This is a genomic window from uncultured Methanobrevibacter sp. (assembly GCF_900316895.1).
In the GTDB taxonomy this organism is placed as follows: domain Archaea; phylum Methanobacteriota; class Methanobacteria; order Methanobacteriales; family Methanobacteriaceae; genus Methanocatella.
The window spans coordinates 1-11,837 of record NZ_ONER01000049.1 but is presented as its reverse complement, the minus strand read 5'-3'; the positions used below and the strand labels follow the sequence as shown (position 1 = coordinate 11,837).

The 11,837-nt window shown below is 37.7% G+C and carries 14 protein-coding genes; 10 read left to right on the top strand and 4 right to left on the bottom strand.

Going from position 1 to position 11,837, the window contains the following annotated elements:
- Positions 1–16: 16 nt before the first annotated feature.
- The 5 genes from QZN27_RS06395 (at position 17) to QZN27_RS06375 (ending at position 4,065) form a co-directional block, all read left to right on the top strand.
- Positions 17–517: a ferritin gene (locus QZN27_RS06395; RefSeq protein ID WP_296785299.1), complete on the top strand. Its 501-nt coding sequence runs from the start codon at positions 17–19 to the stop codon at positions 515–517.
- Between the two features lie 39 nt (positions 518–556).
- Positions 557–1,204 carry an adhesin gene (locus QZN27_RS06390; protein ID WP_296785296.1) on the top strand — a complete coding sequence of 216 codons (648 nt, stop codon included), beginning with the start codon at positions 557–559 and terminating at the stop codon, positions 1,202–1,204.
- Positions 1,205–1,241: 37 nt separating this feature from the next.
- Entirely contained in the window at positions 1,242–1,946 is a 705-nt protein-coding gene (locus tag QZN27_RS06385; protein ID WP_296785293.1) for an ion channel, read from the top strand.
- 69 nt (positions 1,947–2,015) lie between these two features.
- Positions 2,016–2,999: a beta-ribofuranosylaminobenzene 5'-phosphate synthase gene (locus QZN27_RS06380; protein WP_296785291.1), complete on the top strand. Its 984-nt coding sequence runs from the start codon at positions 2,016–2,018 to the stop codon at positions 2,997–2,999.
- 34 nt (positions 3,000–3,033) lie between these two features.
- Positions 3,034–4,065, top strand: coding sequence for a LytS/YhcK type 5TM receptor domain-containing protein (locus QZN27_RS06375; RefSeq protein WP_296785288.1), 1,032 nt, complete (start codon positions 3,034–3,036; stop codon positions 4,063–4,065).
- An 80-nt stretch (positions 4,066–4,145) separates the two neighbouring features.
- Here the strand turns inward: QZN27_RS06375 and QZN27_RS06370 are convergent, their stop codons facing one another.
- The 3 genes from QZN27_RS06370 to QZN27_RS06360 form a co-directional block, all read right to left on the bottom strand.
- Positions 4,146–4,889 carry a glucose 1-dehydrogenase gene (locus tag QZN27_RS06370; RefSeq protein ID WP_287412419.1) on the bottom strand — a complete coding sequence of 248 codons (744 nt, stop codon included), beginning with the start codon at positions 4,887–4,889 and terminating at the stop codon, positions 4,146–4,148.
- Between the two features lie 133 nt (positions 4,890–5,022).
- Positions 5,023–5,454, bottom strand: a complete 432-nt coding sequence (locus QZN27_RS06365; RefSeq protein WP_296785285.1) for an acetolactate synthase — start codon at positions 5,452–5,454, stop codon at positions 5,023–5,025.
- Positions 5,455–5,462: 8 nt separating this feature from the next.
- Entirely contained in the window at positions 5,463–6,764 is a 1,302-nt protein-coding gene (locus tag QZN27_RS06360) for a phenylacetate--CoA ligase family protein (protein ID WP_296785282.1), read from the bottom strand.
- Between the two features lie 225 nt (positions 6,765–6,989).
- On the opposite strand from QZN27_RS06360, the gene QZN27_RS06355 reads away from it, so the two are divergent.
- From QZN27_RS06355 to QZN27_RS06335, 5 genes are all read left to right on the top strand, one after another.
- Positions 6,990–7,700 carry a DUF2162 domain-containing protein gene (locus tag QZN27_RS06355; RefSeq protein WP_296785278.1) on the top strand — a complete coding sequence of 237 codons (711 nt, stop codon included), beginning with the start codon at positions 6,990–6,992 and terminating at the stop codon, positions 7,698–7,700.
- Positions 7,701–7,712: 12 nt separating this feature from the next.
- The gene (locus QZN27_RS06350; RefSeq protein WP_296785276.1) at positions 7,713–8,357 is read left to right on the top strand and encodes a MotA/TolQ/ExbB proton channel family protein; all 645 of its coding nucleotides are present in this window, start codon (positions 7,713–7,715) and stop codon (positions 8,355–8,357) included.
- Between the two features lie 8 nt (positions 8,358–8,365).
- Positions 8,366–8,686: a DUF2149 domain-containing protein gene (locus QZN27_RS06345; RefSeq protein WP_292848188.1), complete on the top strand. Its 321-nt coding sequence runs from the start codon at positions 8,366–8,368 to the stop codon at positions 8,684–8,686.
- A 240-nt stretch (positions 8,687–8,926) separates the two neighbouring features.
- Complete coding sequence (locus QZN27_RS06340) at positions 8,927–9,988, top strand: NAD(P)-dependent alcohol dehydrogenase (protein WP_296785272.1); 1,062 nt, start codon at positions 8,927–8,929, stop codon at positions 9,986–9,988.
- Positions 9,989–10,086: 98 nt separating this feature from the next.
- Positions 10,087–10,404, top strand: coding sequence for a transcription factor S (locus QZN27_RS06335; protein ID WP_296785269.1), 318 nt, complete (start codon positions 10,087–10,089; stop codon positions 10,402–10,404).
- A 76-nt stretch (positions 10,405–10,480) separates the two neighbouring features.
- Here QZN27_RS06335 and QZN27_RS06330 read toward each other — a convergent pair whose 3' ends face one another.
- Complete coding sequence (locus QZN27_RS06330; RefSeq protein ID WP_296785267.1) at positions 10,481–11,194, bottom strand: type II CAAX prenyl endopeptidase Rce1 family protein; 714 nt, start codon at positions 11,192–11,194, stop codon at positions 10,481–10,483.
- Between the last annotated feature and the right edge of the window lie 643 nt (positions 11,195–11,837).

Here is an 11,837-nt window from a genome sequence, read left to right as displayed (position 1 = left end):
ATAATGGTGATATTTAATGGTATCAGAAAATATGGAAAAAGCATTAAACGGACAATTAAACGCTGAAGTTTACTCAGGATACTTATACTTATCCATGGCAGCTTACTTTGAAGATGAAGACTTAGCAGGATTTGCTAACTGGATGAGAGTACAAGCAGAAGAAGAATTAGAACATGGAATGAAATTCTATGACTACATTATCAGAAGAGGAGCTTCCGTAACCTTGACTGAAATCGAAGGACCTCAAACCGAATGGGATTCCCCAGTCGCAGCATTCGAACATGTTTTAGAACATGAGAAAAAAGTATCAGGATTAATTGATGATTTAGTTGATTTGGCAATTGAAGAAAAAGACCATGCAACCAACAACTTCCTGCAATGGTTTGTCGAAGAGCAAGTCGAAGAGGAAGAAAACGCTATGGAATTGGTTGCCAAAATCAGATTGGCTGATGGCGACAACAGATTGATTTATGAATTGAACAAGGAATTAGGTGCACGTTCACCATCCGAAGACTAGATTACTCTAGTCTTAACTTATTTTTTTTTAGGTGTTTAGATGAATTATCCGAAAGAACCGACAAGCGAAGCCCAGGTTGACTCAACAGAATATGAATCCGAACTTTTAGGCAGGAATGATTTAGGCAGCGTCCATCTGCACGGTCCTTTTGGAGATAAAGACTCAAAGGTCAGAATAGCTTATGTGATTGGAATGCATCCTTTGGAAAGCAAGTCCCACAGAGCTTTATTTGAAAAGTTAACCGCAAAAACTGATTTAAGGAATTGCTATTACCTGTACAACATCAATGTCAATGATGTTTCATCCGAAACAGAGGGCCGTCTTGAAGGACAGCTGCTCGCACAGGAATTCATCAGGGACGATATCATTGACAAAAAGTACGATCTGTTCCTGGATATCCACTCCAACCGTGGACCGCAGGGTCCTGGGGACTATCAGATAACCAATTTCGTCTTTGCTCCGGGCTTTGACGATAAGTCATCCGAATACATGAATAGGATACTTGACAATATGGATGAAATCGTATATTACGCTCCGGAATTTCGATCAAGCCCACCATACATAACAGAACCGACAGCAAAAGCAGGAATACCTACACTGGTTTATGAATGCTATTCTTCAGAGGATTTTGAGCTAACCCTTCACTTGGCCGAAAGGCTGGTCGATGTCGTCGACGACCTGTTTTAGTGTAGTTAATATATACTATTGAATATATACTATAACTATGAAAAGGCAACTGGTGTACTTCGGCGGAATAGTGTTAACTATTTTTGATATACTCTTTTTGATATACATTACATTCTATCCTGTTGACACTTCTTTCAAGTTTAATGTGATTGCCTTTGACTTGTTTTTATGTGCATGCTTCTGGGTTGAATTTTTATACAGTCTGAAAAAGTCTGATGACCGGAAAGAATATCTGAAGAATAACTCTTTGGGCATTCTGGGAATGCTTCCGTTCAATTCGGTGTTCATGAGGGCACTGAGATTCGTCAAGCTTGCACAACTCATAAAGATTTTCATTCTTATTCGTGATGATGAGAAGATTGTTTCGGACTTTTTGAAAAAGACCTATCTGGACAAGGTCATTATAATAGCAATAGTGTTCATTGTCGCTGTAACCATTCTCGTTTGGCTGGCCGATTCAAACATTGCGGACTTTAAAACCGCCATCTGGTACACTTTTGCATCAATGACCAGTACAGGATACGGTGATGTCGTTCCAACCTCAACATCAGGCAGGATAATAGGAATTGTGGCAATGGTTGGAGGGATTATAATCTTTTCCATGATCACCGCTATTATTTCATCCGCATATGTGTCAAGGCTGAACAGGGATAAACGCAAGGATTTGGAATCCAAGATTGATAATTTGACCTCTGAAGTTGAAAAATTGAACAATAAAATTGATGAATTGAATAAACGGTAGATTCTTTTTACAAAATCTTATATATATTTAAAAACAAATATCTTATAGAATATTTAAGGATGTGAAAAAATGATTATTAGAGCACCTTCAAGAATACATATGTCCCTGATTGATTTGAACGGGTCATATAGAAGAGTCGATGGTGGTATTGGTCTAGCATTAGCTGATCCACAATTTGTATTGGAAGTTGAGCAAATCGAAAGCGGTATTGAACTTGAATTTGCCGACACTGTAACAGACGAGGAAGCAATATTGGAATGTCAGGAAAAAATCCCTGGCGCTGCTCAAAAGACCATTGAGCATTTTGACATTGATTCAGGTTTCAGATTTATCGTACATAATACTTATCCTCCGCATTCAGGATTTGGAAGCGGAACTCAAATTGCTGTTTCAACAGCTCACTTGATTACCGAAACAATGGGAATTGAAGTGGAAAGCCGTGAATTAAGTGCCATTGTTGGAAGAGGTGGAACTTCAGGTATTGGAACCTACACTCACGATTTGGGAGGATTTATCCTGGATGGTGGGCACAGCAAAGAGGAAAAGCCATTGTTCCTGCCTTCAGGCGCTTCACAGGCAAAGCCTGCAACACTTATTGCAAGATACGATTTTCCGGAAGAGTGGAACATCCTGATTGCAATTCCATATATCGAAAAGCATATGGAGGGTGATGATGAGGTGGATGTCTTCCAGACATATTGTCCTATTCCAAAAGAGGAAGTGGAACAGGTATCTCACCTGATTTTGATGAATCTTGTTCCGTTCATGCTTGAAAAGGACATCAAAAACTTCGGTTGGGCCGTAAGCGAACTTCAAAAAGTGGGATTCAACAAGTTAGAACACTCACTTGATGCAAGCTACCTGCCTACAATGAAGGCAATTGAAGAGGCCGGAGCATACGGTGTCGGAATTTCATCATTCGGACCGGTTCTCTATACCATGTTTGATGAATCAAATGCAGATATCGTGGAAAAAACCAAGGAAATCATTGGAGATAAGGGTACAGTCTTTGTCACCAAGGCGCAAAACCACGGTTTTGTCATAGAAAAGTAAACAGTTTAATTTAATTTTTTTTAAGAGTGATGGTATGAGCAAAAACACTAGAAGGAACCAAATCAGTAAAAAAAACCTTGGTTTTCTTATAATCTTTTTAGTGTTAGTCATATCAAACATTATTCTTTACTATTCATTTTTGACACATTATTTTGCCCATCATGAATTAAAGATTTCCTTTGCTGTACTCAATAATATTTTAACTATGCTTTCCGCCATCATAATTTTTGGATTCATTTCAACAAGGCTGCCCCAATTCAGGAATTTGGGAGACAGCTCGATTTATGAAATGGGATATCTGATCATTATTGGTATTTTAAGCATTATCATTTCCATTTTTAATCAGAGTACTCATACCACTGGCTTTTTTACGCCGTTTTTAAACATGTTTAAGGTATTGTCAGTCCTTTTGATATTGATGCTTATTGCAATCAAAACAAAATCCCTTAAGAATGTCATGCATAAGAAGTTCACTAAAAAAGATCTGTTCTTCACTTTCATTATTTTCAGCATTTTGGGCTGTCTTGCATCAAAGTACACCATTCCTGTAAACAACTCCTTTGCCAATGTCAGAAATTTGATTATCATGATTGCTGGTTTGGTTGGAGGTCCTTATGTCGGAATTCCGGCAGGCATCGTTTCCGGGGGATTCAGATTTTTTGAAGGCGGTGTAACTGCCCTGCCGTGTTCTCTGGCGACAATAATTGCAGGATTTCTCGGAAGTGTGATTTATATTTTCAATGATAAAAGGTTCCTGAAGGGAAGGTCTGCAGTTATTCTGATGTTTTTATATGTCGGATTTGAGATGCTGCTCATAATCTGGCTGACTCCTCCGAATATCTCAATCACATACATTAATGACATTTATCCTCTGATGCTGTTTGGCGCTGTTCTGGGTATGATTCTACTTGTCATGATATTCAAAGAGGTTAAATCAGATAATAGTGTCAGTTATGAAGAGTTGAGGATTCGGGAACTTGAAAATACGCTCGATGAGTATGATGATGAACTCGAAAAATTGAGAGAAGATGTCGAGCTCTTGAAAGAGAAAAATGGTTTAGAATAAGTATAATTAGACTAAAAAACACTTAATTTTAAAAAAATAAAAATAGGAGTAGCGGATAAAAATCCAACTACTTTAAAAATTTAACACTCAAATCCGCCGTCACATCTGATGATTTGACCGTCTACGAATTCAGATTCGTCAGAAGCAAGGAATAATGCTAATGCAGCAATATCTTCTCCTTGACCTACTCTTTTCATAGGTGCTCCGTCAACCATCATTTGTAATGCTTCTACTCCACCAATACTATCTACCATAGCGGTGTGGATAGCACCAGGAGCAATACCGTTACATCTTATTTCAGGACCAAGTTCGAATGCCATGGATTTGGTAAGGCCAGCAATAGCGTGTTTGGATGAGATGTAACCTACAAATCCAAAGTGTGCAGCGTAGGATGCTACTGAACAAGTGTTAATTACAACACCTTTTCCTTTTTCTTTCATTACAGGAGCTACTAATTGGGTTAAGTATAATGGAGCGTATACGTCAACTGCAAATACTTTGTCCCATTCCTCTTTGGTAATTTCTAAAAGAGGAGTTACGCTTAAAAGTCCTGCATTGTTGAACAAGATGTCGACAGTTCCATATTTTTCAATGGTTTCATCAAAGATTTTTTTAATGTCGTCAACATTAGCCATATCAGCAATAACTGCAAATGCTTCTCCACCTGCTGCTTTAATGTCATCCACTACAGCGTTTGCTCTTTCTTCGTTTCTTCCAGTTACAACAACTTTTGCACCTTCTTCAGCAAATAATTTAGCTGTAGAACGACCCATACCGGAGGTTGATCCGGTTACGATTGCTACTTTTCCGTCTAGTTTTCCCATTTTAATCACCTAAATTTTTAAACAATCATGACGTCATGATGTTTATGGTTAAATGTATGATGAAAAATATATTTAATATTATCTAAAAATTGTGTCTAAAATTCAAAAATAAAATAAAAAAAGGATAAAAAGTTTATAATGTATAAACTTCTTCAGCGGAAACGATAGGAATATTGTTTTTGCTTAAAACATCAATCAGCTTGTCAATATCTTCAGCATGAAGCAAAAGTATTGCCTTGTCTTCTTTGTTATGTGAGAATGCATAAAGATATTCCAAATCAATCAGATTGTCTTTGATTACGTCCAGGACGCTTGTTAGACCGCCAGGAACGTCGTTCATTTCAACGCCAATGATGTCGGTGAGTTTAACAAGGAAATTGTTTTCTTCAAGAGCTTCCTTTCCTTTGATTGGATCATCAACAACGAGTCTTAAAATACCAAATTCAGAAGTGTCTGCCATGCACATAGCCCTGATGTTGACATCGGCAACGGTAAGGACTTCAAGAGGTTTTGCCAGACTTCCCATTTTGTTCTGTAAAAATATTGATAGTTGTTTAATTTTCATGATAGCACCTAATGTAAGTTTCTTTTGTCAATTACTCTTTTTGCTTTGCCTTCAAATCTTGGCAGGGTTTTCGGTTCTACCAGGGTTACCTTTACCCTGATTCCTGTTTCATTTTCAATGGATTTTGCGATTTTTGTTTGAACGTCCATCATATCCTTTACGCCATCGAAGAAGATGTCCTGTGACACCTCTACCTTTATCTCGATTTCATCTAAGGTTCCAGGTCTTGTAACTATAATCATATAATGAGGCTCTGCATCACCAATCTTAAGCAATGCTTTTTCTATTTGTGATGGGAAAACAGCTACTCCTTTTACCTTGATCATGTCGTCGGATCTTCCGGTTATTCTGCTCATTCTTGCATGTGTCCTTCCGCATTCGCATTTTTCATAGGTGAGCTTTGTCAAATCTTTTGTTCTGAATCTGATGATTGGCATTCCTTCCCTTTCAAGGTTTGTCAATACCAGTTCTCCAGGGGTATCCCCGCCCAGCACTTCCTGTGTATTTGGATTGATGATTTCAGGATAGTAAATGTCTTCTGCAATGTGAAGGCCTTTTTGGGCACAGCATTCGACTCCGACGCCAGGTCCCATAAGTTCAGTCAATCCATAAATGTTATATGCTTTGCATCCGAAGAGTTCCTCCACTCTTTGCCTTATCTCCTCGGTCCATCCTTCAGCTCCAAATCCTATTGCCTTGATTCCCAGTTCCTTAGGGTCGACGCCGTCTTCAAGGGCGACTTCCGCAAGGTGTATTCCATATGATGGAGTAAAGATAAGTCCTGTGGCTCCGAAATCCTTCATTATTTCGATTTGCCTTTTGGTTTGGCCGGTTGAAATTGGAATGATTGCCGCTCCAACCTTATGAGATCCGTAATGAACTCCGAAACCTCCTGTAAACATTCCGTAACCGTGTGTGTTCTGGAGGATGTCATCTTCGCCGATGCCCATCATGGTAAGTCCTCTTGCTATGGTTTCCGCCCATGTGTCAAGATCCTTTTCGGTATATCCTGATACGACAGGTTTTCCTGTGGTTCCTGATGAGGAATGGAGTTCCTTGATTTCTTTTATGTCCACTGCGAAAAGTCCGAAGGGATAGCTTTCCCTTAAATCATCTTTTGTGATGAATGGAAGCTTTTCGATATCCTTCAGGGTTTCGATGTCTTCAGGATAAACTCCAATTTCACTGTATCTTTTATTATAATACGGTATTTTTTCAAATGCTCTTTTAACAGTCGCCTGAAGCTTTTTCAACTGCAATTCTTCAAGGTCTTGTCTTGGCATTGTTTCTATTTCTTCGTTCCAATACATGTTTTGCCTCATTAATTTTTAGTATAATATATATTTAATCTTCATGTAACATTAAAGTTTTCACTAATGAAATTTTTTTTAGCCTAAAGCTTTTTAATGTTATCCGACAAAGATATTATTGATAGTGCATATGCTACATATCGAAAGTTGATAACTTTTATATATTTTATTAGAGTAATATTAAACTGTAATTAATTAAATTTAATTTTATTTGGAGAATTTTCTATGGATATGATGAGTGTATTATGGCAGGTTGGTATATTCGCTTCCGTTCTGGTATTCGGTATCAAGATAGGGCTGGCGTCAGGATTGGCCAATTTGTCCAAAAAGTTATTTGCTGCAATTTGCATTGCATATGGTGGTGGAGTTATTCTTATTTCTGCGATAGCTTCCCTATACTCTGAGCAATTGGTTCAGGCAATTTACAGTTACAATACAATATTCTATATCATTATGGCTTCAATCATGATTATTGCAGGCCTGTTTACAATAAGGGAATGGAAAATACATGATAAGAATACGTCTACTGCAACTTCTCTGGCTATCATTGCTCCTTGTCCATGCTGTTTCGGTTCAATTATTGCAAGTGTCCTAATTGTTGCACCAACAATTGGAGTCACTTCACTTGACCTCAGCTGGTATGCGGCTGCAGCACTTGTTGGCGTTATGATTGTAACATATTTTGCATCAAATACAATAGTGAAAGTAATCAACAGGCCTTATCCAATTGTATTGGGCAATTTCATGCTTTTGCTTGGTGCATATTTCTTGCTTTCAGCAATCGTCATACCAAACATTGCAGGAGTATTGACCAAAACTCAAAGTCCTATTACATTGGGTTCTCCTCAGGATATCCTGATGGTCATATTGGCATTTGCCATTTTGATTGTTGGAGGTATCGTTTTAAATAAAAGAGGCAGGAATATTTTAAGATAAAGGTGAAAAAATATGGCTTTAAACATTCCAGGTGGAGAGTTTTTAACAGGTTCTCTTGATGTAATTTCACAGAGCTTGACAATACCTGTACTGGTTATTCTGCTTGTCATTGTAATCATTACAATAATTACATTAGGTGGAGTTATAGCTGAGTATACATCAAGACGTAAGGTCCCTGTTGGAACAATCAGGGATTTGATTTATGAAATTAATCGTGCACCGTCAATTGATGCTTTAAAGAACGTAATTGAAAATGCAAAAATCCCAAAAGCACAGAAAAAGGTTTTGACTGAAATCGCTTCTTCTTCTGAATTGGGCAATTCTTCAAGGGAAGCCCTTGCACGTAAGCTATTCGAATTTGAAGAAGAAAAGACAATGAGCAATCTGCAGAAAACAGACATCATTACACGTATCGGACCGACATTAGGGTTAATGGGTACATTGATTCCAATGGGTCCAGGTTTGGCAGCATTGGGTGCCGGAGACATCAATACATTGGCATCATCCCTTACAGTTGCATTCAACACAACCATTGTCGGTATCGGTTCCGGTGCATTGTGTTATGTGATAGGTAAGGTTCGTTCCGGATGGTATGACAGATACCTGTCCGATTTGGATGCATTGATTGATGCAACACTTGATAAAATGAAAAAATAGTGATTCTTATGGTAAGAAAAGGTGGAAGACGTAGATCCAAACGTGTCGAAGAAGACCCGATGGCCGGTACATCAAACCTTGTGGATGCGATGCTGGTCATTGCCGTTGGCTTTCTGGTTTTTGTTATCATAAGCTGGAACATGCAGGCGATGATTGACCCTAGTCAGAATGTTCATGAACAGATGCAGCAGAAAATGACAGAGGTTGATCAAGGCCAACAGCTGAATGAAACCCCTGACACTTCAAATTCATCAGGTCAGGGCTATACCGAGATGGGTAAGGTTTACAAGGACCCTGCTACGGGCAAGCTGATAATGGTGGAAGGTTGACCCTTTCACATAAAACTTTTTTTTTAATTATCTCAAATTAATTGCAGGATGGCTGTACTTTTTTTAAAATAATGTATTTGATGGGGCAAAATGGAGTGTCCGGCAGTCATCATTTTTTTTTGAACGATATTCACACCAGTTCAAAACATTTAAATAATCCTATAAGTATATTCTTAATTAAGTTGGTATGTAACTTACATTTAACATAATCAACTTATATATTTTTAAGGAGATAAAACAATGAGAGGACTAGCAAGAATAGACCAGGATGTAATGGATTGGGTTGAAAAACCTAAACCAGAATGTGGACCATATGACGCAATCGTTAAACCAATTGCACTTGCACCATGTACTTCAGACGTACACATTGTATGGGGTAATGCATACATGAGCGATGCGCCAAACAGAATTCTTGGACACGAAGCAACAGGTATCGTTGAAGAGGTAGGAAGCCATGTAAAAGACTTCAAACCTGGAGACCGCGTAATCGTACCTGCAATCACTCCGGACTGGCTGACTGTTCCTGGACAAACAGGATTCGGACAACACTGTTATGGAATGGGTACCGGAATGAGCTTCATCACCTTCAAGGATGGAACCTTCGCTGAACACTTCCACGTAAACCTTGCAGACGGTAACCTTGCACACCTGCCCGACAACGTTTCACTCGACCAGGCAGTAATGATTTCAGACATGATGACCACCGGTTTTTACGGTGCAGAGCTTGCGGAAATCAAACCTGGTGACACTGTAGCAGTATTCGGTATCGGACCTGTCGGTCTTATGGGTGTTGCAGGAGCACACTTCATGGGGGCATCAAGAATTCTTGCAGTAGGAAGCAGACCGGTATCAGTAAAGGTAGCAAAAGAATACGGTGCTTCAGACATTGTAGATTACCATGATGGAGACACAGTACAGCAAATCATGGATCTCACAGACGGCGCAGGTGTCGACAAGGTAGTTGTAGCAGGTGGAGGAGCATCCACAGTCGGTGAAGCTCTTGAAGTGCTAAAAGTAGGAGGAGTGCTCGGTAACGTAAACCACTACGACGGTGTTGCTGAAGTTCCATTGCCTGCATTGGCATGGGGAGCAGGTCTTGCCGACAAGACCATCCGTGGTGGAGTATGTCCTGGTGGACGTGCCAGAATGGAACAACTCGTGAAACTGGTAGAATACGGCAGATTCGACTCATCCAAACTCATCACTCACAGATTCACCAACTTCGATGACATCTATGAGGCAATGATCATCATGAGGGACAAACCACGTGACCTCATTAAACCTGCCGTCATTTTAGAATAGTTACTTCGGTAACTTTCTTTTTCTTTTTTTTAACCGATTGTTTTATTAACCTCTTTTTCTAAATTATTACTTACGAATTTTTAACGGTGTTTTTTAATATGGAATTCTGTCCTAATTGTGGTAAGATGCTTATGCCGAACAAAGGCAAGATCAAATGCAGATGCGGCTATGAAAAATCCCTTTCCAGTGAAGATATTGAAGAGCAGTATCATATGGAAGGTGAAAAGAATCCGGAGATGAAGGTTATTGTAACGGATAGGGATAATGTGGCATTGCCGACAACCAGAATAACCTGCTATAAATGCGGCGGAACAAAGGGCTACTGGTGGACAGTTCAGACCAGGTCTGCCGATGAGGCGCCGACAAATTTCATAAGATGCGCAAAATGCGGAAACACCTGGAGAAGCTCAAACTAGAACACAGGTTTTCCTATAAAATAACGATGTTGACTTAATTTCTGAACTTTTTAATCTGCAACATATACATGCTTTTTCATCTAACTTGAATTCCCATAAGAAGCGCAATCAGTTCCATTATAAATGGAGTGAAATCAAAAAGCAAATGCGCTAAATATGAGACTAAAACATTTTTAGTTTTTAGATAAGCATACAAATCAAATATTGAGCCCAATCCTTGAATCAATAAGATTTGAATAAGTGGACCATATTTATAATGAGTGAGTCCAAATATTGCCATTGTAAGTATTGATGAAATGATTATTGAAAGTTTTCGATTTTTTGTAAAATGATATATGATGGACATTGCAATAATCAATAATACTATTTTAAAAAGTTCTTCTCCCATTAATTGAACAACCATGTTGATTATCGAAAGCAGGGTTGTTGATATCGGTTCAATTGGAGATTCAGCAGAAATCTTCAGGGTTTCTAAAATAAATAGCATGAACATTGAGTAGACGAAAGGGAGAATTGTACATATGATTATTAATTTTATGTCTTCACGCTTCACTTTTTTAAAAAATAAACTCAAATTGCCTTTTGAAACATATAGTAATGGAAGTAAAACAATTAAACACAAATAAAATGAAAAAAATTCATCTGACATTTTTATTGAGAAAAATATTGGAATTAAAAATAGTGTTTCCGCCAGTATTAACAATGCCCATTCCATTTTGGATAATTTTGGTTCATTGTTATAAAATGGTAAATCAGTATTTTCATCTTCAAATTTAAAAAAGTCTTTCATAAGAATCACTATAAATATATTTGGTGCTTTCTTAATTAATAATTTTTTTTTGAAATCTGCAAAAATATTCTATGATTAAATGATATTATGTCCCCTAACTATACAAATACTCAAAGAATATTTCATTTATTCATTTTTTTCTTTCTTTTAACTTGATGATAACAGTTCATGTTGCAATCTGCTCATGCCTCGGTTTCCTGTAGAATCTGGTATTTTAACTTTATTGTGCAAGAATTCTCCGGCTTCTTTAAGCCAGGGATGAATTGCACATTTAGTGGGCTATATTTTTTTTTATGTGGATGGGGTGGTGAGATTAGTTTTCAAATGCTCTCGGATAACTGCCATATAATATGTAGGTTTATAATATGTAATATAGAAAGATGGGGGAAAAACTTCAATAAGTTAATTTTTTTCCTTTCTTTTTTTTAAGCACGGTTTCATAATAATAATATTCTAAAAAAAACAATCCTTTTAGTGATTATATTTTTTTAGTCATTAAGTGATGATGTTTTTTAGGATTTTTTTATAATTTTAATAAAATGTGAAAAAAAGATGTTGAATATGTGTGATAAAACTTTTATTTTAACGGATAAGGTTGAATTTGTTCCTGATGAAGAGATGGAAAAGGAATTATGGTTTAATA

Coding starts and splice junctions, on each gene's coding strand:
- QZN27_RS06395 (WP_296785299.1), top strand. CDS start 17: ATGGTATCAGAAAATATGGAAAAAGCATTAAACGGACAATTAAACGCT.
- QZN27_RS06390 (WP_296785296.1), top strand. CDS start 557: ATGAATTATCCGAAAGAACCGACAAGCGAAGCCCAGGTTGACTCAACA.
- QZN27_RS06385 (WP_296785293.1), top strand. CDS start 1,242: ATGAAAAGGCAACTGGTGTACTTCGGCGGAATAGTGTTAACTATTTTT.
- QZN27_RS06380 (WP_296785291.1), top strand. CDS start 2,016: ATGATTATTAGAGCACCTTCAAGAATACATATGTCCCTGATTGATTTG.
- QZN27_RS06375 (WP_296785288.1), top strand. CDS start 3,034: ATGAGCAAAAACACTAGAAGGAACCAAATCAGTAAAAAAAACCTTGGT.
- QZN27_RS06370 (WP_287412419.1), bottom strand. CDS start 4,889: ATGGGAAAACTAGACGGAAAAGTAGCAATCGTAACCGGATCAACCTCC.
- QZN27_RS06365 (WP_296785285.1), bottom strand. CDS start 5,454: ATGAAAATTAAACAACTATCAATATTTTTACAGAACAAAATGGGAAGT.
- QZN27_RS06360 (WP_296785282.1), bottom strand. CDS start 6,764: ATGTATTGGAACGAAGAAATAGAAACAATGCCAAGACAAGACCTTGAA.
- QZN27_RS06355 (WP_296785278.1), top strand. CDS start 6,990: ATGGATATGATGAGTGTATTATGGCAGGTTGGTATATTCGCTTCCGTT.
- QZN27_RS06350 (WP_296785276.1), top strand. CDS start 7,713: ATGGCTTTAAACATTCCAGGTGGAGAGTTTTTAACAGGTTCTCTTGAT.
- QZN27_RS06345 (WP_292848188.1), top strand. CDS start 8,366: ATGGTAAGAAAAGGTGGAAGACGTAGATCCAAACGTGTCGAAGAAGAC.
- QZN27_RS06340 (WP_296785272.1), top strand. CDS start 8,927: ATGAGAGGACTAGCAAGAATAGACCAGGATGTAATGGATTGGGTTGAA.
- QZN27_RS06335 (WP_296785269.1), top strand. CDS start 10,087: ATGGAATTCTGTCCTAATTGTGGTAAGATGCTTATGCCGAACAAAGGC.
- QZN27_RS06330 (WP_296785267.1), bottom strand. CDS start 11,194: ATGAAAGACTTTTTTAAATTTGAAGATGAAAATACTGATTTACCATTT.